Genomic DNA, 22,756 nt, shown 5'->3' with positions numbered 1-22,756 from the left:
GGGAGATGAGCATGCAGCGGTTGCCGCTGATCGCACCGCGACCGCCGCGGCTGAGCGCCATGACCGACGCACTGCGCGCGATCGAGGTGCGCGGCGTCTATTCGAACGGCGGCCCGGTGGTGCGGGAGTTCGAAGCGGCGGTAACCGCGCGGCTGTTCGGCGGCGAGGGTGCCAGCCTGGCGGTCAACAACGCAACGATCGGACTGATGCTCGCGATCCGCCACGCGGCGGGTCCGCGCGCGGGTAGCGGGGCGCTCGCGCTGGTTCCCGCCTTTACCTTCGCCGCGACCGCGCAGGCGGTGCAATGGGCGGGCCTCACCCCGGTGCTGTGCGACATCGATCCCGAGGATTGGACCATGGCGGCGGCGGCGGAGGCCGCGGCGTTCGACCGATATGGCGACCGCATCGCGGTGGTGGTGCCCTATGCCACGTTCGGCGCGGGCATCGATCTGGCACGCTACCAGGACTACCATCGGCGAGGCATCGGCGTGGTGGTGGATGCGGCGGCCTCGCTCGGCACGCTGGATGCCGAGAGGCGCGCCTTCGGGGCGGGGATGCCGTTTCCGATCGTCTATTCGATGCATGCGACCAAGGTATTCGCCACGGCCGAAGGCGGCCTGATCCACAGCGGCGACGCGGCGCTGATCGAGACGCTGCGCAGCCTCACCAATTTCGGCTTTGTCGGCGCGCGCTCGGCGGAGGGGCCTGGACTCAACGCCAAGCTGCCCGAAGTGCTGGGCCTGCTCGCCATCGCCAGGCTGGCCGAGCTGGAGAGCGTTGCCGCGCACCGTGCCGCGCTTGACCAGGCCTATCGCGCGCGGCTGGCCAGCTTCGTGCGCGGGCACGGCTTCGAATTCCAGGCGCTCCACGGCTCGCGGCCGGCGCTGCAGTTCCAGTCGCTGCTGCTGCCGCGCCCCTTTGCCGGACACCGCGCGGCGATCATCACGCAGCTCGACGCGCAGGGGATCGGGGCCGGCCAGTATTTCAGCCCGCATCTGGGCGAGCAGCCCTGGTTCCGGGCGAGCTGCGTGATCGACGGGCCCCTGCCGGTCGCCGACGAGATTGCCGGTCGCATCCTTTCCCTGCCGGTTACCGACGACATGACGATCGACGATGTCGATACCGTCTGCACCGCGCTGATCGACGCCTGCCGCTCCGTCGGGCTGGACGGTCTGCGGGTCGAGCGACGGGGGCGCGCGGTGCATTCGGCGTTGATCGTCGGTGGTGGGCCGGCGGGCACCGCGCTGCTCACCGCCGCGACCAAGGCGGACCAGCTGATCGGGCTGGCCGAGACGGGTCTCGCCATCGTCGAACGCGACGCGGTGCTCGGGCGCGGCGAGATCGGCAGCTATGCGATCACCTCGGACAGCACGGCCGAGACCTTCCTCACGGCGGTGAAGGACAATGTGCACGATGACATTGCGGCGCTGACCGAGCATCCGGCGGGCCGCGAGGTGGCGCTCCATGCCGGCCGGCTCGGCGTGCCACTGGCCCGCACGACGCCGCTGCTGGAGGCGACCGGCGCGCGGCTCGGGTCGATCGTCGCCCAGCATGGCGGCGTGGTCGCCACCCGATCCGAGGTGATCGAGGCGCGTCGCACGCCGCAGGGCGAATGGGCGGCACGCGTCCGCAATCTGCTGACCGGCGCCGAGCGGGTGATGCGCACCACCAACCTCGTGCTCGCCACCGGCGGCCGGCAGGAACGGGCGCATGTCGCCGCCGAGAGGATCGCCGGGACGACGCTGGGAGAGCTGGCGGGGGACCGGCTGGTGCTTGGGGACGATTTCCTGCGGCTGGGCGGGCTCGATCGGCTGCGCGCACGGCTGGCCGAGCAGCGGGCGCCGCGGATCGCGATCATCGGCGGCTCGACCAGCGCGATGGCCTCTGCCGTGCTGCTGCTCAAGGCGAGCCCGGCGCTGCCGCTGGGGGGGGAGGCGCTCCGGCTCTACCATCGCCGCCCGCTGCGGCCCTTCTACCGATCGGCGCAGGAGGCGCAGGCCGATGGCTTCACCGATTTCGGGCCGGACGACATCTGCCCGCTGAGCGGCTTCGTCTATCGCCTCGCCGGCTTCCGGCTGGAAGCGCGCGAGCTGGTGCTCCGAATGCTCGGCGTCGGCGGTCGCGCCCCCGATCCGCGCATGGCGCTGCGCTGCCTGAACGGCGAGGACGATGCCGCGATCCGGGCGGAGCTTGCCGAGGCGGACGTGGTGATCGGGGCGCTCGGCTATCGCCCGCGCGCGCTGCCGCTCTATGACGTGAACGGCACGCGGATCGCGCTGATGGCCGATCATCCGGGCCGCCCCCGGCTGGTCGACCAGCGCTGCCGCGTGCTCGATGCGGAGGGGCGGCCCTTGCCCGGCGTTTACGGCCTGGGGCTTGCCTCGGGCCATGTGCCGGACGGGCCTCTGGGCGGCGAGGCGAGCTTCACCGGCAAGGCCAATGGGCTGTGGCTGTGGCAGAACGATATCGGCCGGATGATCGTCGACCAGATCCTCGCCGACCGGGCACGCGCTGCGGCATGAGTGTCGCCCCCGCCATTTCCGTGGTGATGGCGACCTATAACGGCGCGGCGCTGCTACCGGAGACGCTGGCCAGCCTGCAGGCGCAAACCTTTCCCGACTGGGAACTGGTCGCGGTCGATGACGGCTCGCACGACGAGACGGTGGCGGTGCTGCGGGGATGGGGCGACCCGCGCATCCGGGTGATCGAAAGCGCGGTGAACGGCGGCCCGGTGGTCGCGCGCAACCGCGCCTTTGCCGAAGCGCGCGGACGCTATGTCGCCGGGCTGGACCAGGACGATCTCTGCCTGCCCGATCGCTTCGCCGCCCAAATAGCCTGGCTGGAGGGGAACCCCCGCACGGTGCTGGTGAGCACCGCGACCGATTGCCTGCTGGGCGGCAAGGTCCGGCCCGGCCAGTGGCCGCGCCCGCTCACCGGAGGGCTGATCGACTGGCTGATGCTGGTGCAGAATCCGCTGGTGTGGTCGTCGGTGCTGTTTCGCGCCGACGCCGCGCGCCTGCTGGTGCCGTTCGAACGGCCCGAATGCCGCTATGTCGAGGATTTCGACCTCTACCACCGGCTGCGCGCCTTTGGCCGGATCGAGCAGATCGACACGGTGCTGACCCGCTACCGCATCCATGCGGGCGGTGCCTCGCAGATGTTCAACACGACGATGACCGCGCATGCCGAGGCGCTGCTGCGCGAGCGCCACCGGGCGCTGCTGGGCGAGGGGGCGCCGGACATTGCCGGGCTGCTGGTCCGACACGTGATGGCCAAGGCCCCGATCGGCAGCCGCGCCGACCTGCGTTGCCTGTTCGACGGCATCGCGGTGCTGCGCGCGCATTTCGGGGCGCAGCACCGCGATGCCGAGACGCTGGCGCTGGTCGACCGCGAGATATCCCGGCTGTGGTGGCGGGTGTGCCGGGCGGGGGTGCGATCCGGGCGGCTGCCGTTGCGGCATGCGATCGCATCGCGTCACCCCGATGCGGCGATATGCGACGCACGCGCCGTCGATATGGTGACGAGCGGAATGATCGGTGCCGTCCGCGCGGCGTTTCTCGCCGGCAAGGGCGGCTGAGCGCTTTCCCTCTTGGGCAAAAGCCCTTCGCCGCTATGCTTCGACTGGCCGGCGCTGTCGGCGTACCAGGCCGCAGAGGAGGCCGAAGCCGGCGAGCAGCGTCACCCAGCTCTGTGGTTCTGGAACCGCGATCGGTGTGATCGATACCGGGCCGCTATAGCTGATGTTTTCCGGGTTCGGTCCGTACACTTCGAGCGCGCCCGCTTGGAACGATGTCTGGCCATGACCCGTGAATATCTCGGCGAGAGTCCGATCGGTCATGTCGTCTTGAAACGTTGTTACCAGCCAGTATTTGGTCTGCTTGCCGCTGACATCATTGGCATAGGCATAGAGCTCGAACGTTTGTCCGTAGAAGCGGATGTTGCTTAGAGCGCCCCATGTCGCATCCGAGGTGTCGATGGTGAAAGGGGCGGTGAACCCGAAATCCGTCCATACTGCGCTGCTGAACGAAGCGGAGGTAAGATTGTACCACGCGTCCGGTACCGACGGGAGCGGTACGTCGCTTGTTCCGGGTATGCTGAAGGAAATCAGCGAGGTGTACGGTTTTGTGGTCCAAACGCCGTTATAGTCGTAGGACATGTTGCCCTTGATCTGAAGCGTGTGGTTGCCGGCGAAGGCGGGTGACCAGAGCATGGCGCTCAGGGCAAATGCGGCCGACATGGTCTTGATGTTCATCGAATCACCTCCTGCGCTATGAACCGAACGTTGTACGTGACGAGCGATCGCCGTCATTCTGTTTGCATCTTCACAGGGCAGTACGTGCCGGGACTCACCAGGATCGATGGGAGCGGCCTTAACTACTATGCGATTGAACGGTGGTGCGCATACCATGATCGTGGGAGTGTCGGCGGCAGGGCATGTTGGACGCGACGGAACGTATGGGGGGAACAGCATTGTCGAGCGATCCGGTACCAGAGCTGACACGGGCGTTTCTCGCCGCCCCGTTTGCCGAGCGCGGCTGGCTGGCCGCGTTGGAGCAACTCGCTGCCGCAACCGGTTCGTCCCGTGCGCACATCATCGGGATCGGCGGTGGGCAGGATGTGCACTTCAACCACATCGCCAATCTCGACAGCCCACGGCTGCTCGCCGAATTCGCGGCGATCGGGGGTGGATCGCCGCTGGTGAACTGGCGGATCGCGGCGCAGCGAGCGCCGTTCGAGCTTGTCGCCGAAGCCCAGTATCGCGAGGTGCAGCAGGCGGGGAAGTTCGATGCCTATGACGATCTCGTCGCGTCGCTAGGCTTGCAACATGGCTGCCAGACCACCTTACGCAGCGAGGCAAGCGGGTTGCTGCTGGGCTACGCGCTGCTGCGGAGCACCGCGGACGGCGAGACGAGTGACGACGCCAAGACGCTGTTCTTGCGTACCGCGCCCGCGGTGCTGCGCGCCATCGACCTGCAAATCGCGCTGGATCATCAGGGCGCGGCGCTGATCGCGAGGAGCATGGAGGCGATGCGGGCGACGGCCTTCGTGCTGTCCGGGCAGGGTTCGGTGCTCGCGCTCACGCCGGCCGCGGATGCCGAGGCGCGGGGGGCGGGGCTCCTGACGCTGCGTGGGAGCAAGCTCTGTGCGGCCGATCGGCGGCGCCGGGCCCCGTTCGCTCGCCTGCTTGCGAAGCTTTGTAGCGGCGAGACGGGACAGGGGCAGCTCTGGCTGCCGGATGTCGTCTCGGAGGGGGAAGGCGCGACGTGCAGCCTTTTCGCATTGCCCGGGCACAGCTTGGATTTCGGGTGCGCGGCGCGCATTCTGGTGACACTGCGGCGCCCTCAATCGGCCGATGGCGCCACCGCGCAGCTGTTGAGATCTGCCTGGGATCTGACCGTGGGCGAGGCCGAGATTGCGGTACGTATCGGCGACGGCATGTCGCGCCGCGAGATCGCCCGTCGCCGTGACGTGTCCGAGCAGACGGTCAACGCACAACTCAGATCGATCTTTCGCAAAGCGGGCGTGGGGCGTGAGGCCGCGTTGGCGGCGCGGGTGCGGGCGATTGGCGCCTAGCGCATCATATGGCCTCTCAGGGTTGACACCATAGCCCGGAGCCGCGAACCCCAGCCGGCAATCGACCGAAAGGGTACCCGCCGATGTCGCCATCGACTTCGATACGCCGCCTCGTCCTTGCGGGCATTGCGCTGTACTTGTCCTTTCCAGGAGTCGCCTACGCCGCCCCGCGGCCTCCCATCGTCCTCGCGGCGGCCAGCCTGCAGGAATCGATGAACGCCGCCGCCGATGCCTGGGCACAGATGGGGCATGCGCGGCCGGTGTTGTCCTTCGCGGCCTCCTCGGCGCTGGCCCGGCAGATCCAGTCCGGGGCCCCCGCAGACCTGTTCGTCTCGGCCGACGAGCCCTGGATGGAGGCGGTGGAGAAAGCCGGCAAGCTCGTCCCCGGCACGCGCGTGGCATTTCTCGGCAACCGGCTGGTGCTCGCGGCGTCGGCGGGCGACCGGCGGACCGTGGCGCTGGACCGCGCCGCGCCGCTGCTCGCCGCGATCGGACAAGGGCGACTGGCAATGGCCGATCCCGATGCGGTGCCCGCCGGCCTGTATGGCAAGGCGGCGCTCCGGAAGATCGGCGCGTGGGACCGGCTGGAGCCCCGCGTCGTCCGTGCGGAGAATGTGCGGGCGGCGCTGGCCTTGGTCGAGCGGGGGGCGGTGCCGTTCGGGATCGTCTATGCGACCGACGCCCGCGCTTCGGGCAAGGTACGGATCGCGGGCATCTTCCCGGCCGCGACCCATCCGCCGATCCGCTATCCCGTCGCGCGTCTCAGGACCGCCGCCAGCCCGGAGGCGGAGCTGTTCCGCCGTTTCCTGATCAGCGCGCGCGGCAAGGCGATCTTCGCGCGCTACGGCTTCACCCCACTATGAGCATCGGCGGATGCTGAGTGCCGAGGAATGGAGCATCGTGCTGCTCTCGCTCCGGGTGGGCGGGGTGGCGGTGCTGGCCGTGCTGCCGCTCGCCTTCGGGCTGGCTTGGCTGCTCGCACGCACGCGCTTTCCCGGCAAGCTGCTGCTTGATGCGCTGGTGCACCTGCCGCTGGTGGTGCCGCCGGTGGTTACCGGGTGGATCCTGCTGCTCGCCTTTGCCCCCGCCGGGCCGATCGGGGGCCTGATCGAGCGCTGGTTCGGCGCCACCGTGCTGTTCCGCTGGAGCGGCGCCGCGATCGCCTCCGCGGTGATGGCGCTGCCGCTGATGGTGCGGGCGATCCGGCTGTCGCTGGAAGCGGTGGACCGCCGGCTGGAACAGGCGGCGCGGAGTCTGGGGGCGGGGCCCTGGCGCACCTTCGCCACCGTCACCCTGCCGCTGGCGCTCCCTGGGGTGCTCGCCGGCCTGGTGCTCGGCTTCGCGCGTGCGCTGGGGGAGTTCGGCGCGACCATCACCTTCGTTTCCAACGTACCCGGCGAGACCCAGACCCTGCCGCTCGCCATCTATTCCGCGCTGCAACTGCCCGGCGGCGAGGGGCAGGTGCTGCGCCTCTCCGCCCTGTCGGTGGCGATCGCCCTGGTCGCACTGCTGGGGTCGGAGATGGTCGCGCGGCGGGCCGGGCGGGGCACGCATGTCCTTTGACATCGACGTTCGCCGCCGTCTGGGCGAGACCGAGATCGCCTGCCGGATCGAACCCGGGGCGGGGGTGACCGTGCTGTTCGGCCCCTCGGGCGCCGGCAAGACCAGCGTACTCAACATGGTCGCCGGGCTGCTCCGCCCGGAGCGCGGCCATGTCCGCGTCGGCGAGCGGACGCTGTTCGATGCCGCCGCGCACATAGACCTGCCGCCGGAGGCGCGGCGGGCCGGCTATGTCTTCCAGGAGCCGCGGTTGTTCCCGCACCTGCGGGTGCGCGCCAACCTGCTCTATGGCCACCGCAAGGGCGCGGTGTCGGACGTGGACGGGGTGATCGGCCTGCTCGGCATTGCGCCGTTGCTCGATCGCTGGCCGCGCACGCTGTCGGGCGGCGAGGCGAAGCGGGTGGCGATCGGGCGGGCATTGCTTGCCGACCCCGCCTTCCTGCTGCTCGACGAGCCGCTGGCGTCGCTGGACCGCCCCCGGCGCGAGGAGATCCTCCGCCTGCTGGAGCGACTCCGCGACAGGTCTGGCCTGCCGATCCTGCTCGTCACCCACGACCGGAGCGAGGCCGAACGACTGGGCGATCGGATCGTCGCGTTCGGCTGAGGCTGCCGGCGCCGCGGCGGCCCTACACCCACTCGCCCTCCGCCACGCGCTCGGCCGGTGCCGGGAGCGCTGCCGCAGGAGCGCGCCGGGCAGGGTGGGCGGGGCGCTCGTTACCCTGCTGGGTGCGGAACCTGTCGGCGCGGTCGGCCAAGTCGGCGACTTCGGCCATCAGGTTGCGCGCGGCCGCCGAGGTCTCTTCCACCATCGCCGCATTCTGCTGGGTAGACAGGTCCATGGTGTGAATCGACTCGTTCAGGCGCGATAGCGCTTCCGATTGCACCCGGTTGTCGTCCGCCACCTTGGCGAGCAGCTGGTGCACCGACTGGGCGTTCTCCGAAATGGCATTGAACGCGCCGTCGACATCCTCGACGGCGGCGACCGCGGTGCCGATCTCGACCTGGGTGACGGTGAGCTGGTCGCGGGCGCGGCCGGCCTCTTCCTCGGCGCGCATCGCCAGGGCGGAAACGAGATCGGCGACCACCGCAAAGCCCCGGCCCGCTTCGCCGGCCCGACCGGCTTCGACCGCGGCGTTCATCGCAAGAACCCGCGTCTGGAAGGCGATCTTGTCGAGACCCTCTATCACGGCGTCGATGCCCTTGGCGCTGTCCGACACCCGGCTCATCGCGGTGACGGCGTTGCTCACCCGGCCGCGACCGGCGGTGACGGCCTCCATCGTCTGGTTGGCGCGGGTGACGGTGCCGGTGGTCGCCTCCAGCGACGTCTTCAGGCGCCCGTCGATCTCGCTGACGACATGGGCGGTGGTCTCCAGGCTGGCGGCATTGGCTTCGGTCCGCTTGGCGAGGTCCTCCGAGGCGGCGGCGATCTCGCTCGATCCCTGGCGCAGCGCGACCGCGCCGCTGCGAACCGAACCGACCAGTTCGCGCAGGCTGTCGATGGCGGCGTTGAAGTCGCGTTTCAGTCGCTCGAACGGCCCGGAGAGCGCGGCATCGATGCTGGTCGTGAAATCACCCTCGGCAAGCCGCTGCAGGCCGCTGCCGACAGTTTGCACGATCAGATCGGTATTGGCGTTCTTCGCTTCTTCCGCGCGCACGACATGCTCGTTGAACTTGTCGATCGCGCGGGCGAGTTCGCCCAGTTCGTCCTGGCGCTGCGTCTCGGGCACGGTGGCGGTGGCGCCGGGTTCGAGGCCCTTCACCGTGTCCGCGAGGCCTGCCAGGGGCTCGACGAGCGTGCGGTGGACCATGCGAGCAAGGAACAGCGCCCCCGCGATGGCAATGGCCAATGTCGCGACGAGCAGGCAGATGGCGATGATGCCGAGCCGTGCGCCGCTTCGTGCGGTTTGCTCGGAATAGGCTTCGATCGCGTCCGACGCCTTGCTCATCGATTCCTCCAGCGCGGAAAACTGCGTCATGAAGTCGGGCAGGCTCCGCTTGGCTGTAGCGGGGTTGGCACCCGCGGCTTCGACGATCTGTTTGGCGGCATTGGCATAGGCGGTCATCGGCGCCGCGATCGCTGCCGTCGCTGCTTGCACCGCGGCATTTCCCCGGAAGGCGGAATCCTCCGCGATCGTCGTGCGCAGCAGATCGAGATGTTCGCCAAGGTCCTTCTCGGCGTCCTCGCGCTTGAGCCGCATCGACGGGTCCGCCGAGGCAAGTGCGGCGAGCACGTCGCTGCGCACCGCATCGTGCATCATGTCCGCCTCCATATGGTTGCGGAGCAGCGCCGCGCCCACCGCCTGGCGATCGAGCGCGGCGGACAATTGCCATGCCGCCAGGATGCCGGTTCCGCCGCACAGGAGAAAAAGGCCGATAATCGCGCCGGTTATCTTACGACTTGACTGAGAAATCGACGACAAGGTCACGCTCCTAGCCCTGCGGTTTCCCCCGACCCGAAAATATGTATCCCAGCAAAATTATAGCAAAGATTCCGTTAGGCGGAGTGGTTCACCTAAAAATGATGTCGAGGGGTGAAAGGATGCTTTGTGATGAAGCGAGTTCTGCTTGCCCTAACGTTTGCACTGCTTGGTGCAACTTCGGCCAAGGCGCAATCCGCGGTAGAATTGCACGTCGCCGAGACGATTGATCTCCTGTCTGCGGTGCGCGGTAGCGACGATAGCCGTGCCTATCTTCTCGACGATCTGCGGGTGACGGCGGACGTCGACCTGGAAAAGCTTGTCGGTTGGAAAGGCACGACCGCGCATGTGCAGGTGATGAACAATCTTGGCGCATCGCCCAACAACGGCATCGGCACCTTGCAGGGTGTCGACAATATCGAGGTCGCCAGCCATCGATTCCGACTCTACGAAGCATGGGTGGAACACCGGATCGGTGCGCGGACCAGCGTACGCGCCGGTCTCTACGATCTGAACAGCGAGTTCTACGTCAACGGGTCCGCCGGCCTCCTCATCGGGCCCGCCTTCGGCGTCGGCTCGGAGCTGTCCGCAACCGGGGTCAACGGGCCCTCCATCTTCCCGTCGACTTCGCTGACGGTGCGGGTGGAGCAGCGCGTGGGCAAGGTGGGCTATGTCCGCGCGGCACTGCTCAATGCCACCGCCGGATGTCCGGGCGAGCCGCGCGGCGTGGACTTCCGCTTCAGCAACGGCGTGCTCGGCATCGGCGAGGTGGGGTTGGAAGGCTCGCGGGGGAAGCTCGCGGTCGGCTATTGGCGCTACAGTAAGCGGCAGGAGGATTTCACCGAGACCGATGCGGACGGCAACCCGCTGCACCAGCGGGCGCACGGCGCCTATGTCGTGGCCGAGCTGCGACTGGCCGGGGGCGACGACCGGCGGACGCTGACGCTGTTCGGCCGGGCAGGGGCCTCGGAGGGCAGGACCACGCCCTATCAGGGCGGCTGGCAGGCCGGCTTGCTGATCGAGCGGCTACTGCCGGGGCGCCCGGCGTCGTCGCTGTCCTTCGGCATGAACCAGGGTGTGACGACGCGGGGCTATCGTGCCGTCCTCGCGGCCCAGGGGCTGCCGCCGGCGCGGGCGGAGAGCGCGCTGGAAGTCACCTATTCGGACCAGGTCGCGCGCTGGCTGACGATCCAGCCGGACCTGCAGCTGATCTTCGACCGCGGCGGGGTCGACAAGACGCCGACGACCGTCGTTGCCGCCCTGCGGACGCGCATCGCCTTCTGATCGCCGTGCCCCGCGACCGGCGGCGCCGGAGCGTGAACACAACGAAAAAAAAAGCCACCGCCCGGGATCCCGGACGGCGGCTCTTTTCTTGGTTACGCTCGGTCAGGCTGGGAGCCCCCGAACGGGGCGGATCACTCCGCCTCGTTCAGATACTCGCCGGCATCCGCATCGGTGCCGTGGCCCGAGGGTGCAACCTGCGCCAGGGGATCATCCCCGGTGCCGGCGGCATCGCGCGGGCTACGGGCCAGCTCGGCCGCATGCTCTTCCGCCGCGCTCGCCGGAGCGATGAGCGAGGCTTCCTGCATCCGGCGCTGGGCGACGCGGAGCGCCGCATCGCGCGAGGTGGCGGCAACGCGCAGGCGACCCATGCCCGCACCGGTACCGGCGGGGATCAGGCGGCCGACGATCACATTCTCCTTCAGGCCGAGCAGCGTGTCCTTCTTGCCCTGCACCGCGGCTTCGGTGAGCACGCGGGTGGTCTCCTGGAACGACGCGGCCGAGATGAAGCTGCGGGTCTGCAAGCTTGCCTTGGTGATGCCGAGCAGGATCGGCTTGCCCTGCGCAGGCTGCTGGCCCGGCTGGAGCTTCTCGTTGTGCTCGTCCATCTCGTCGCGATCGACCTGTTCGCCCGCCAGCAGCGTCGTGTCGCCACCGTCGGTGATCTCGACCTTCTGCAGCATCTGGCGAACGATTACCTCGATGTGCTTGTCGTTGATCTTGACGCCCTGCAGTCGATAGACTTCCTGGATTTCGCTGACCAGATATTCGGCCAGCGGCTCGATGCCGAGCACTTCCAGAATGTCGTGCGGATCCGGCGAACCGCCGATCAGGTTGTCGCCACGCTTGACGTAGTCGCCTTCCTGAACGTCGATCACCTTCGACTTCGGGACCAGATACTCCACGACCTCGCCGCCGTCCTCCGGCTGGATGCCGATCTTGCGCTTGGCCTTATAGTCCTTGCCGAACACCACGCGGCCCGAGACCTTGGCGATGATGGCATTTTCCTTGGGCTTGCGCGCTTCGAACAGCTCGGCGACGCGCGGCAGACCGCCGGTGATGTCGCGGGTCTTGGCAGACTCGCGGGCCACACGAGCGAGAACGTCACCGCCCTGCACCGTGGCACCGTCCTCGACCGAGATCACCGCGCCCGGCGCCAGCATGTAGCGGGCGGCTTCGGCGGCATTCTCGCCGGTGAGGGTCATGCGAGGACGCAGGTCCTCCTTCTTGCCCGCACCGCGGAACTCGGTGACGACGCGCTGGGCGATGCCCGTCGCTTCGTCGACCTGCTCGGTCATGGTCTTGCCTTCGATGATGTCCTGGTACTTCACGGTACCGCCGGTTTCGGTGATCACCGGCATGGTGAACGGATCCCATTCGGCCATGCGATCGCCGGCGCTGACCAGATGGCCGTCGTCGAACATCACATAGGCGCCGTACGGGATCTTGTGCACGGCCAGCTCGCGGCCATCCATGTCCATGATCGCGATCTCGCCCGAGCGGCTGAGCACCACGCGACGGCCGCGCTGATCCTCGATCAGGCGCAGGTCGCGGAACTCGGCCTTGCCGTCCACGGGGGCTTCGAGGTTCGACTGCTCGTTGAGCTGCGCCGCACCGCCGATGTGGAAGGTACGCATGGTCAGCTGCGTGCCCGGCTCACCGATCGACTGCGCCGCGATGACGCCGACCGCTTCGCCGATGTTCACCGGCGTACCGCGGGCGAGGTCACGCCCGTAGCACTTGGCGCACACGCCGAGCTTGGCTTCGCAGACCAGCGGCGAACGGATCTTCACCGCAGGCGTGCTGAGCGCCTCGATCTGCGCGATCATCGCCTCGTCGAGCAGCGTGCCGACCGGGATCACGACCTGGTTGGTCTTCGGATCGACGATGTCCTCGGCCGTGGTGCGGCCCAGGATGCGCTCGCCGAGCGAGGCGATCACCGAACCGCCCTGCACGATCGCCTTCATCTCCAGCGCGCGCTCGGTACCGCAATCGTCCTCGAGGACGACGCAGTCCTGGCTCACGTCGACCAGACGACGGGTGAGGTAGCCCGAGTTCGCCGTCTTCAACGCGGTGTCCGCGAGGCCCTTGCGCGCGCCGTGGGTCGAGTTGAAGTATTCAAGGACGGTCAGACCTTCCTTGAAGTTCGAGATGATCGGCGTTTCGATGATCTCGCCCGACGGCTTGGCCATCAGGCCGCGCATGCCGGCGAGCTGCTTGATCTGCGCCGCCGAACCACGGGCACCGGAGTGCGCCATGATGTAGATGGCGTTGTCGGGCATCTGGCGGCCGGTCTCGGGGTCCTTCTTGACCGCCTTGATCTCGTCCATCATCGCCGCGGCCACCTGGTCACCGCAACGGCTCCAGGCGTCGATCACCTTGTTGTACTTCTCCTGCTGCGTGATCAGGCCGTCCTGATACTGCTGCTCGAAGTCCTTCACCAGCGCCTTGGTCTCGTCGACCAGACCGACCTTGGCGTCCGGGATGATCATGTCGTCCTTGCCGAACGAGATGCCCGCCTTGAACGCGTTGCGGAAGCCGAGGCTCATGATCGCGTCGGCGAACAGCACGGTCTCCTTCTGGCCGGTGTGACGATAGACCTCGTCGATCACGTCACCCACGTCCTTCTTGGTGAGCAGGCGATTGACGACGTCGAACGGTACCTTGTGGCTCTTCGGCAGGCACTCGCCGAGCAGCATGCGGCCAGGCGTGGTCTGGTAGCGCTTGAGGTAGGTCTGGCCGTTCTCGTCGGTCTGCGGCACGCGGCTGGTGATCTTCGAGTGCAGCGTCACCGCGCCGGCGTTGAGGGCCTGGTGAACCTCCGCCATGTCGGCGAGGATCATGCCTTCGCCCGGCTCGCCTTCCTTCTCCATGGTGATGTAGTAGAGACCCAGCACCATGTCCTGCGACGGCACGATGATCGGCTTGCCGTTGGCGGGGGACAGGATGTTGTTGGTCGACATCATCAGGACGCGCGCTTCCAGCTGCGCCTCGAGGCTCAGGGGCACGTGGACGGCCATCTGGTCACCGTCGAAGTCGGCGTTGAACGCCGAGCAGACCAGCGGGTGGAGCTGGATCGCCTTGCCTTCGATCAGCACCGGCTCGAACGCCTGGATGCCCAGACGGTGGAGCGTCGGCGCGCGGTTGAGGAGAACCGGGTGCTCGCGGATCACTTCGTCCAGTATGTCCCAGACTTCCTTGCGCTCCTTCTCGACCCACTTCTTCGCCTGCTTGAGGGTCATGGACAGACCCTTGGCGTCGAGACGGGCGTAGATGAACGGCTTGAACAGCTCGAGCGCCATCTTCTTCGGCAGGCCGCACTGGTGCAGCTTGAGCTCCGGACCGGTCACGATGACCGAACGGCCCGAATAGTCGACGCGCTTGCCGAGCAGGTTCTGACGGAAGCGGCCCTGCTTGCCCTTGAGCATGTCGGACAGCGACTTGAGCGGACGCTTGTTCGCACCGGTGATGGTGCGGCCGCGGCGGCCATTGTCGAACAGCGCGTCGACGGCTTCCTGCAGCATGCGCTTTTCGTTGCGGACGATGATGTCCGGCGCGCGCAGCTCCATCAGCCGCTTGAGGCGGTTGTTCCGGTTGATCACGCGGCGATACAGATCGTTGAGATCCGAGGTCGCGAAGCGGCCGCCGTCCAGCGGCACCAGCGGGCGCAGTTCGGGCGGGATCACCGGCACGACGTCCAGGATCATCCATTCCGGGCGGTTGCCGGATTCGATGAAGCTCTCGACGACCTTGAGGCGCTTGATGATCTTCTTGGGCTTCAGCTCCGACTTGGTCGTCGCCAGCTCTTCCAGAAGCTCCTTGCGCTCGCCCTCGAGGTCGAGATCCATGAGCATGATCTTGACCGCTTCCGCGCCGATGCCGGCGGAGAAGGCGTCCTCGCCATATTCATCCTGCGCGTCGAGCAGCTCGTCCTCGGTGAGGAGCTGGAACTTCTCGAGCGGGGTGAGGCCCGGCTCGGTGACGATGTAGCTCTCGAAGTAGAGTACGCGCTCGAGCTGCTTGAGCTGCATGTCGAGCAGCAGGCCGATGCGGCTCGGCAGCGACTTCAGGAACCAGATGTGCGCGACCGGGGCGGCCAGTTCGATATGGCCCATGCGCTCGCGGCGGACCTTCGAGACGGTCACTTCCACGCCGCACTTTTCGCAGACGATGCCCTTGTACTTCATGCGCTTGTACTTGCCGCACAGGCACTCGTAATCCTTGATCGGACCGAAGATGCGCGCGCAGAACAGGCCGTCACGCTCGGGCTTGAACGTGCGATAGTTGATCGTCTCGGGCTTCTTGATCTCGCCGAACGACCAGCTGCGGATACGGTCCGGCGACGCGATCCCGATCTGGATCTGGTCGAAGGTTTCCGGCTTGGCGAGCGGGTTCGCGAAGTTGGTAAGTTCGTTCATTTTTCAGTCCCTCTAGAGGGTAAAATCCATCGACCAGCAAAGGCCAGGAGGCAGATTGCGAGCGCGAAGGCGATGGTGAGCGAGTTTCCAAGGCTGCGGACGGATGCCGGGAGGCTCACGTCCATCAAAAACGCCAAGTTGAAAGCCGCTACGAGCAGGCCCGTGATACGCAACGTCCAGTCAAGTATCCGGTGCCTGCTCATTTATCGCCTTACTCCGCCGCCTCGGCCAGACCGTCGTCTTCTTCCTGGCTCTTCAGCTCGACGTTGAGGCCCAGCGAGCGCATTTCCTTGACGAGCACGTTGAAGCTCTCCGGAATGCCGGCCTCGAAGGTGTCGTCGCCCTTGACGATCGCTTCGTAGACCTTGGTGCGGCCGACCACGTCGTCCGACTTCACCGTCAGCATTTCCTGGAGCGTATACGCCGCGCCGTAGGCCTGGAGCGCCCACACTTCCATTTCACCGAAGCGCTGGCCGCCGAACTGCGCCTTACCGCCCAGCGGCTGCTGGGTGACGAGGCTGTACGGCCCGATCGAACGCGCGTGGATCTTGTCGTCGACCAGGTGGTGCAGCTTGAGCACATATTTGTACCCCACCGTCACCTTGCGGTCGAACGCCTCGCCCGTGCGGCCGTCGAACAGCGTGACCTGGCCGGATTCGTCCAGGCCCGCCATGCGCAGCATCGCCGAGACGTCGGCCTCCACCGCGCCGTCGAACACCGGGGTGGCCATCGGCACGCCCGAACGGACGTTCTGCGCCAGGTCCACCAGCTGTTCGGTCGTGCGCTGGCGCAGCTCTTCCTTGTAGGTGTCGCCATAGACGGTGCTGAGCAGCTCCCGCACCGCTTCCGGCGGTTCGCCGGCCTGCGGATTCGGGTTGGCTGCACGCCAGGCATCGAGCGCGTCGCCGATCTTCCGGCCCAGGCCGCGCGCGGCCCAGCCCAGATGGGTCTCGAAGATCTGCCCGACGTTCATGCGGCTCGGCACGCCCAGCGGGTTGAGCACGAAGTCGACCGGCGTACCGTCCTCGAGGAACGGCATGTCTTCCTGCGGCAGGATGCGGCTGATGATGCCCTTGTTGCCGTGGCGGCCGGCCATCTTGTCACCCGGCTGCAGCTTGCGCTTCACCGCGACGAACACCTTGACCATCTTCAGCACGCCCGGCGGCAGCTCGTCGCCCCGCTCCAGCTTCTCGCGGCGGTCCTCGAACTTGTCCTTGATGCGCTTCACGGCCTCGTCATACTGGCCCTTCACCGCTTCCAGGTTGCCCTGCATGGTGTCGTCCTGCACCGCGAACTTCCACCATTCGTGACGGTCGACGCTGTCCAGCACGTCCTCGTCGATGGTGATGCCCTTCTTCAGGCCCTTCGGCGCGGCGGTCGCAACCTGACCCAGCAGCATCTCGCGCAGACGCGACCAGGTCGCGCGGTTGAGGATGTTGCGTTCGTCGTCGGCGTCCTTGCGCAGGCGCTCGATTTCCTCGCGCTCGATCGCCAGGGCACGTTCGTCCTTGTCGATGCCGTGACGGTTGAACACGCGGACGTCGACGATCGTGCCCGAAACGCCCGGCGGCAGGCGCAGCGAGGTGTCGCGCACGTCGCTGGCCTTTTCGCCGAAGATGGCGCGGAGGAGCTTTTCTTCCGGCGTCATCGGGCTTTCGCCCTTGGGCGTGATCTTGCCGACCAGGATGTCGCCCGGCTCGACCTCGGCGCCGACATAGACGATGCCCGCCTCGTCGAGGTTGCGCAGCGCTTCCTCGCCGACGTTCGGGATGTCGCGCGTGATGTCCTCCGGCCCGAGCTTGGTGTCGCGGGCCGCGACCTCGAACTCATCGATGTGGATCGACGTGAACACGTCGTCCTTCACGATGCGCTCGTTGATCAGGATCGAGTCCTCGTAGTTGTAGCCGTTCCACGGCATGAACGCGACGAGCACGTTGCGGCCCAGCGCCAGCTCGCCGAACTCGGTCGACGGGCCGTCGGCGATCACGTCGCCGGCCTGCACCATGTCGCCCACCTTCACCAGCGGACGCTGGTTGATGCAGGTCGACTGGTTCGAGCGCTGGAACTTCATCAGCGTGTAGATGTCGACGCCGCTCTCGCTGGCATCGACGTCACCCGTCGCGCGCACCACGATGCGGGTCGCGTCGACCTGGTCGACCACGCCCGAACGCTTGGCGGCGATCGCGGCGCCGGAATCGCGGGCAACGGTCGCTTCCATGCCGGTGCCGACGAAGGGCGCTTCCGCCTTCACCAGCGGCACGGCCTGACGCTGCATGTTCGAGCCCATGAGTGCGCGGTTCGCGTCGTCCTTCTCGAGGAAGGGGATCAGCGAGGCGGCGACCGAAACGAGCTGCTTCGGCGACACGTCCATCAGCGTCACCTGATCGCGCAGCGCCATCAGGAATTCACCGCCCTGGCGGGCCGAGACCAGCTCGTCGACGAACGCGCCGGTCTCGTCGAGCTCGGCCGATGCCTGCGCGATCGTGTGCTTCTGCTCTTCCATCGCCGACAGGTAGACGACCTCATTGGTCACCTTGCCGTCGATGATCTTGCGGTACGGCGTCTCGATGAAGCCATACTTGTTGACGCGGCTGAAGGTCGCGAGGCTGTTGATCAGACCGATGTTCGGGCCTTCCGGCGTTTCGATCGGGCAGATACGGCCATAATGGGTCGGGTGAACGTCGCGGACTTCGAAGCCGGCGCGCTCACGCGTCAGACCGCCCGGCCCGAGCGCCGAGACGCGACGCTTGTGCGTCACTTCGGAGAGCGGGTTGGTCTGGTCCATGAACTGCGACAGCTGCGACGAACCGAAGAACTCGCGCACCGCGGCGACCGCGGGCTTGGCGTTGATCAGGTCGTTCGGCATCACCGTCGACACGTCGACCGACGACATGCGCTCCTTCACGGCGCGCTCCATGCGGAGCAGGCCGACGCGGTACTGGTTCTCGAGCAGCTCGCCCACCGAACGCACGCGGCGGTTGCCGAGATTGTCGATGTCGTCGACTTCGCCCTTGCCGTCCTTGAGGTTCACGAGCGTCTTGACGACCTCGAGAATGTCCTCGGTGCGCAGCGTGGTCACGGTGTCCGGGGTGTCGAGGCCCAGGCGCATGTTGAGCTTCACGCGGCCCACGGCCGAGAGGTCGTAGCGCTCCGGATCGAAGAACAGGCCGGCGAACAGCGATTCCGCGGTCTCGAGCGTCGGCGGTTCGCCGGGGCGCATGACGCGGTAGATGTCGGACAGCGCCTGCTGGCGCTCTTCGGCCTTGTCGACCTTGAGCGTGTTGCGGATCCACGGACCCGTGGCGATGTGATCGATGTCGAGCAGCTCGATCCGGTCGATGCCGGCCTTGTCGAGCTTCTCCAGATTCTCGGCCGAGACTTCGTCGCCGGCTTCGATGTAGATCTCGCCGGTCTGCTCGTTGATCAGGTCATAGGCGCTGTAGCGACCGAAGATTTCCTCGGTCGGGATCAGCAGCGTCTCGAGACCGTCCTTCGCCGCCTTGTTGGCCGCGCGCGGGCTGATCTTCTGGCCGGCCGGGAACACGACCTCGCCCGACTTGGCGTCGACGATGTCGAACATCGGCTTCGAACCGCGCCAGTTCTCGACCTGGAACGGGATCTGCCAGCCGTTCGGACCGCGCAGGAAGGTGACGCGGTTGTAGAAATAGTTGAGGATCTCTTCCGAGCTCAGCCCCAGCGCATACAGCAGGCTGGTGACCGGCAGCTTGCGCTTGCGGTCGATACGGACGTTGACGATGTCCTTGGCGTCGAACTCGAAGTCCAGCCACGACCCGCGATACGGGATCACGCGCGCGGCGAAGAGATACTTGCCCGAAGCGTGGGTCTTGCCGCGATCGTGATCGAACAGCACGCCCGGCGACCGGTGCATCTGGCTGACGATGACGCGCTCGGTGCCGTTGATGAAGAAGGTGCCGTTCTCGGTCATGAGCGGCATGTCGCCCATGTACACGTCCTGCTCCTTGATATCGAGCACCGATCGGGCTTCCGTATCGGGATCGACCTCGAACACGATGAGGCGCAGGGTGACGCGCATCGGCGCCGCATAGGTGATGCCGCGCTGACGGCACTCGTCCACGTCGAACTTCGGGTCCTCGAGCTCGTAGGTCACGAAGTCGAGCTCGGCGGTGCCGGCGAAGTCGCGGATCGGGAACACGCTGCGGAGCGTCTTCTCGAGGCCGGACACATAGCCGATCGAGGGATCGGACCGCAGGAACTGTTCGTAGGATTCGCGCTGAACCTCGATCAGGTTCGGCATCTGCACCACTTCGTGGATGTCGCCGAACACCTTGCGGATGCGGCGCTTCAGCGTGCCGCCCTCGATTGCTTTGGTAGCCATAGGTGTGTGTTGCCTCGTCAGCCGTAAACTCGCTGCCCCTGTCCGGGAGCCAGGACGTGCAAAGCGACGCCGAAAGGCCGCGCGACCCCCGATGTTCGGGTTTCGGCAGCTCTACGGGCGTCTGACAAGCCGTTCCGATCCATTCCTACGACACGCTGCGCGACGGCGCGTCATTTCCCGATCGGAGGGCCAGAGCGAGGATATAGGGGATAGGGGAGGGGATGTCAAAGGCGCGAACTGGCCTCATTTTTCCTTCGAATCGCGCGCGTTTGCGCATCGCAATATTTTTGTCGCGACGTTGCAGCGTTGCCTTAACAAACCGGCGGCAACCGGCTCCCTGAACAGGGAGAAAATCATGAACGGTTCATCGGGTCTCGTCGCCATCCTTCTCGCCGGTGTCTCGGCAACCGCCGCGCACGCGCAGGCCGGCCAGCAGAACGAAGGCGCGGGCGACATCATCGTCACCGCGCAGAAGTTCGAACAGAAGCTCCGCGACGTGCCGATCACGGTCACCGCGGTGACCCAGGCGCAGATGAAGCGGCTGGGCGTCGACGATCTGGACGAGCTGTCCAGCTATGTCCCCGGGCTCAACATCCAGGAGCAGAGCGCCAACAACCCGGGCATCGTGATCCGCGGCATCACCTCGGACAGCGGCTCGGCGCAGCAGGCGGCGCGGGTTACGGTCTATTACAACGGCGTCGACATCTCGCGGTCGCGCGGCGTCTACCAGGCGGTCTACGACGTCGACCGGATCGAGGTGGTGAAGGGCCCGCAGGCCACCCTGTTCGGCACCGCCTCCACCGTGGGTGCGGTCAGCATCCTCTCCGCCAAGCCGAAGCCCGGAATCGAGGGCGAGGCGACGGCGGGCTATGGCAACTACAATGCCTATCTGGCCGGCGGCCACCTCAACATCGGCAACGACGTGATCGCCGCGCGCATCGCCGGCGAGTGGAAGAAGCGCGACGGCTATGTAAAGAACCTGTCGACCACCCAGGGCGACCTCTATGCCCAGAACCAGCTCGGCCTGCGCGCCTCGCTGCGCTACACGCCGACCACCGCGCTGACCGTCGACCTGGTCGGCACCTATGACCGCCAGCGCAACAGCGGCACGCCGTTCATCTCGAAGCGCTTCGCCACCTCGGCAGGCCCGGCCGACCCCTTCGGCGCGGCAAATCTTTCGGGCTCGCCCTTCTCGAAGCAGGTGCTGGGCAAGGACAAGCTCGGCCTGACCCGCGACGTCTACGACGTGAACCTTACCGCCCGCTACGACATGGGCGACGGCTGGAGCTTCACCACCGTCAACGGCTACCGCGCGTTCAGCTCGCTCGAGGTGTTCGATGCCGACGGCTCTGCGGCCTGGTGGCTGGAATTCGCCGAGGGCGCCTATGGCTCGCAGATCAGCCATGAATCGCGCTTCGCCTATAGCGACGACCATGTCCGCACCAGCTTCGGCTGGAACGTGCTGCACGAGAACAGCCGCCAGGAAGTGCCCTTCTCGACCGAGGAAGGCACCTACATTCAATGCGCCACCAACCGGTTCGCCGATCTGGGCTGCGTGAATGCGGCAGGGGTCGTTACTGCGGCACAGGCTACGGCGCGGTTCACCGGCGGTGCACTCACCCAGATCCCCTACAGCTCGATCTTCACCAACAAGGGCATCAACGACCAGTATTCGATGTTCGGCGAGGCGACCTGGATGCCCAGCCATCGCCTCGAGCTGACCGCGGGCCTCCGCGTGCTGATCGAGCAGCGCAAGTCGGGCTATGTCTCGGTCGCGCCCAAATCGGTGCTGAGCGGCGCGCCGCTGATCCCGGGCCAGGCGACCACCAAGGGCACTCTGTGGAGCCAGGACAGCTTCCAGGCGCTGCTGCCGCGCTTCAACGCGTTGTACCGGGTGAACGACGCGCTGAACCTCTATGCCACGATCTCGAAGGGCCGGCGCTCGCCGACCGTCAACCAGACGCCGACGACGACCTCGGTGATCCCGGAAGAGACGGTGTGGAACTATGAGGGCGGCGTGAAGCTGTCGCGCGGCATGTTCGACGGCTCGCTGGGCGTTTATTACCAGAAGTACAACAACTTCCAGATCAGCCGCACGGTGACCGACCCCAACGACCCCTCGGGGCGCCCGGTCGGCTCCAACATCACCGAAAGCGCGGGCACGGCGAGCAACCTGGGTGTCGAGGCCGAAGGGCAGCTGCGCCCGACCGCGTGGCTGACGATGTTCGCCAATGCCGGCTTCATCGACGGCGGCATCGACCGGACAAGGGCGAACGGCATCTATGCCGGCAACCGCTTCCGCCTGCAGCCGCGGATGCAATGGTCCGCCGGGTTTACCGTCGACGCGCCGGTGGGCAACGGCGTCCGCCTGTTTGCCACGCCGAGCGTGACCTATCGCAGCAAGATCTTCTTCGAGATCCCGAACCGCGAGGCGATCTCGCAGAACAAGGTTACGCTGGTGAACCTCAAGGCCGGCCTCAGCTTCGCCGAGGGCAAGTACGAGATCGCCGGCTATCTCCGCAACGCCACCAACGCGCGCTATCTGCTGGACGCCGGCAACACTGGCGGCGGCTTCAACAACCCGACCTATATTCCGGGCGAACCGCGCTTCTACGGGGTGCAACTGACCGGCAAGTTCTGATCGTTCCGCCTTCGCAACGGGAATGGGGCTTGCAGTGCGAAAGTACTGCAAGCCCTTTTGTTTTCAACATGTTGCGCGCGTATTTCAGGCGCCGGCAAGGGCAAGTTCCGTGCCTGAATGGCCGGTGAATGGATCGGGTCACCGCTTTGCCGCCTCCGCCGGCCGCAGCGGCAGGGGCCGATTTGCGGGTTCCGTCCGTTGTACCTCTGTCATGAAACAGTGTCAGACCCCGCTTCGCCCCCGCGCCGCACTGTTGATCGGTGCCGCGTTCCTTGCCACCCCCGCGCTCGCCCAGGAGGCAGCGTCCCAGCAGACCCTATCCCCGCCGCCACCGGTCGAGGCGCCCGCGCCCCAGGCGGCGACGCCCGCCCCGGAGATGCGGATGGCCCCGGCCAGCCCCGTCGTCCAGCAGGTGCCGCCGGTAGAGGAGCAGATGGCCGGCAGCCCGAACCAGGGCCGCTCGGCCGCCGATACCGCGCCCGCCGCCCGTCCGGCACGCAGCGCCCGC

The 22,756-nt window shown here is 67.0% G+C and carries 12 protein-coding genes and 1 pseudogene; 9 read left to right on the top strand and 4 right to left on the bottom strand.

All coding sequences use genetic code 11. The annotated features are described in order from the left end of the window. The first annotated feature begins 11 nt into the window (after nucleotides 1-11). Both KK7_RS0111845 and KK7_RS0111840 read left to right on the top strand, forming a co-directional pair. Complete coding sequence (locus KK7_RS0111845) at nucleotides 12-2,522, top strand: DegT/DnrJ/EryC1/StrS family aminotransferase (protein WP_010544865.1); 2,511 nt, start codon at nucleotides 12-14, stop codon at nucleotides 2,520-2,522. Continuing rightward, entirely contained in the window at nucleotides 2,519-3,577 is a 1,059-nt protein-coding gene (locus KK7_RS0111840; protein WP_010544864.1) for a glycosyltransferase family 2 protein, read from the top strand. Before KK7_RS0111845 ends, KK7_RS0111840 begins: the two co-directional genes overlap by 4 nt. A 33-nt stretch (nucleotides 3,578-3,610) precedes the next feature. On the opposite strand, the gene KK7_RS23245 is transcribed toward KK7_RS0111840, so the two are convergent. Then, the gene (locus KK7_RS23245; protein ID WP_010544863.1) at nucleotides 3,611-4,252 is read right to left on the bottom strand and encodes a PEP-CTERM sorting domain-containing protein; all 642 of its coding nucleotides are present in this window, start codon (nucleotides 4,250-4,252) and stop codon (nucleotides 3,611-3,613) included. 182 nt (nucleotides 4,253-4,434) lie between these two features. Between KK7_RS23245 and KK7_RS0111830 the strand changes: the two genes are divergently transcribed. The 4 genes from KK7_RS0111830 (at nucleotide 4,435) to KK7_RS0111815 (ending at nucleotide 7,738) form a co-directional block, all read left to right on the top strand. Further along, nucleotides 4,435-5,574 carry a helix-turn-helix transcriptional regulator gene (locus KK7_RS0111830; RefSeq protein ID WP_029623212.1) on the top strand — a complete coding sequence of 380 codons (1,140 nt, stop codon included), beginning with the start codon at nucleotides 4,435-4,437 and terminating at the stop codon, nucleotides 5,572-5,574. An 83-nt stretch (nucleotides 5,575-5,657) separates the two neighbouring features. Continuing rightward, nucleotides 5,658-6,437 carry a molybdate ABC transporter substrate-binding protein gene (gene modA / locus KK7_RS0111825; protein ID WP_040598480.1) on the top strand — a complete coding sequence of 260 codons (780 nt, stop codon included), beginning with the start codon at nucleotides 5,658-5,660 and terminating at the stop codon, nucleotides 6,435-6,437. 10 nt (nucleotides 6,438-6,447) lie between these two features. Further along, nucleotides 6,448-7,137, top strand: coding sequence for a molybdate ABC transporter permease subunit (modB, locus tag KK7_RS0111820; RefSeq protein ID WP_010544860.1), 690 nt, complete (start codon nucleotides 6,448-6,450; stop codon nucleotides 7,135-7,137). Further along, nucleotides 7,127-7,738, top strand: a complete 612-nt coding sequence (locus KK7_RS0111815; RefSeq protein WP_010544859.1) for an ATP-binding cassette domain-containing protein — start codon at nucleotides 7,127-7,129, stop codon at nucleotides 7,736-7,738. Before modB ends, KK7_RS0111815 begins: the two co-directional genes overlap by 11 nt. A gap of 22 nt (nucleotides 7,739-7,760) precedes the next feature. Here the strand turns inward: KK7_RS0111815 and KK7_RS20550 are convergent, their stop codons facing one another. Continuing rightward, a complete protein-coding gene (locus tag KK7_RS20550) occupies nucleotides 7,761-9,458 on the bottom strand; it encodes a methyl-accepting chemotaxis protein (protein WP_010544858.1) in 1,698 nt (565 codons plus the stop codon). Nucleotides 9,459-9,683: 225 nt separating this feature from the next. Here KK7_RS20550 and KK7_RS0111805 point away from each other — a divergent pair, with 225 nt between their 5' ends. Continuing rightward, complete coding sequence (locus KK7_RS0111805) at nucleotides 9,684-10,835, top strand: carbohydrate porin (protein WP_029623209.1); 1,152 nt, start codon at nucleotides 9,684-9,686, stop codon at nucleotides 10,833-10,835. Nucleotides 10,836-10,966: 131 nt separating this feature from the next. Here the strand turns inward: KK7_RS0111805 and rpoC are convergent, their stop codons facing one another. Together rpoC and rpoB are read right to left on the bottom strand one after the other, a co-directional pair. After that, a complete protein-coding gene (gene rpoC / locus KK7_RS0111800; protein WP_010544856.1) occupies nucleotides 10,967-15,250 on the bottom strand; it encodes a DNA-directed RNA polymerase subunit beta' in 4,284 nt (1,427 codons plus the stop codon). A 211-nt stretch (nucleotides 15,251-15,461) separates the two neighbouring features. Next, nucleotides 15,462-19,607, bottom strand: coding sequence for a DNA-directed RNA polymerase subunit beta (gene rpoB / locus KK7_RS0111795; protein ID WP_010544854.1), 4,146 nt, complete (start codon nucleotides 19,605-19,607; stop codon nucleotides 15,462-15,464). 355 nt (nucleotides 19,608-19,962) lie between these two features. Between rpoB and KK7_RS0111790 the strand changes: the two genes are divergently transcribed. Further along, nucleotides 19,963-22,248, top strand: a complete 2,286-nt coding sequence (locus KK7_RS0111790) for a TonB-dependent receptor (protein WP_010544853.1) — start codon at nucleotides 19,963-19,965, stop codon at nucleotides 22,246-22,248. Nucleotides 22,249-22,459: 211 nt separating this feature from the next. Beyond that, a pseudogene (locus tag KK7_RS22920) lies at nucleotides 22,460-22,756 on the top strand (hypothetical protein); the annotation flags it as partial.

Origin of the sequence: Sphingomonas elodea ATCC 31461, from assembly GCF_000226955.1 — a bacterium.
Lineage (GTDB): Bacteria > Pseudomonadota > Alphaproteobacteria > Sphingomonadales > Sphingomonadaceae > Sphingomonas > Sphingomonas elodea.
The sequence above is the reverse complement of the archived record's forward strand: the minus strand, read 5'-3'. Positions and strand labels throughout refer to the sequence as shown.

Excerpts from the sequence above, each read along its gene's own strand:
- KK7_RS0111815 (WP_010544859.1), top strand. The coding sequence starts at position 7,127 with ATGTCCTTTGACATCGACGTTCGCCGCCGTCTGGGCGAGACCGAGATC.
- KK7_RS0111845 (WP_010544865.1), top strand. The coding sequence starts at position 12 with ATGCAGCGGTTGCCGCTGATCGCACCGCGACCGCCGCGGCTGAGCGCC.
- rpoB (WP_010544854.1), bottom strand. The coding sequence starts at position 19,607 with ATGGCTACCAAAGCAATCGAGGGCGGCACGCTGAAGCGCCGCATCCGC.
- KK7_RS23245 (WP_010544863.1), bottom strand. The coding sequence starts at position 4,252 with ATGAACATCAAGACCATGTCGGCCGCATTTGCCCTGAGCGCCATGCTC.
- modB (WP_010544860.1), top strand. The coding sequence starts at position 6,448 with ATGCTGAGTGCCGAGGAATGGAGCATCGTGCTGCTCTCGCTCCGGGTG.
- KK7_RS0111830 (WP_029623212.1), top strand. The coding sequence starts at position 4,435 with ATGTTGGACGCGACGGAACGTATGGGGGGAACAGCATTGTCGAGCGAT.
- KK7_RS0111840 (WP_010544864.1), top strand. The coding sequence starts at position 2,519 with ATGAGTGTCGCCCCCGCCATTTCCGTGGTGATGGCGACCTATAACGGC.
- KK7_RS0111790 (WP_010544853.1), top strand. The coding sequence starts at position 19,963 with ATGAACGGTTCATCGGGTCTCGTCGCCATCCTTCTCGCCGGTGTCTCG.
- KK7_RS0111805 (WP_029623209.1), top strand. The coding sequence starts at position 9,684 with ATGAAGCGAGTTCTGCTTGCCCTAACGTTTGCACTGCTTGGTGCAACT.
- rpoC (WP_010544856.1), bottom strand. The coding sequence starts at position 15,250 with ATGAACGAACTTACCAACTTCGCGAACCCGCTCGCCAAGCCGGAAACC.
- modA (WP_040598480.1), top strand. The coding sequence starts at position 5,658 with ATGTCGCCATCGACTTCGATACGCCGCCTCGTCCTTGCGGGCATTGCG.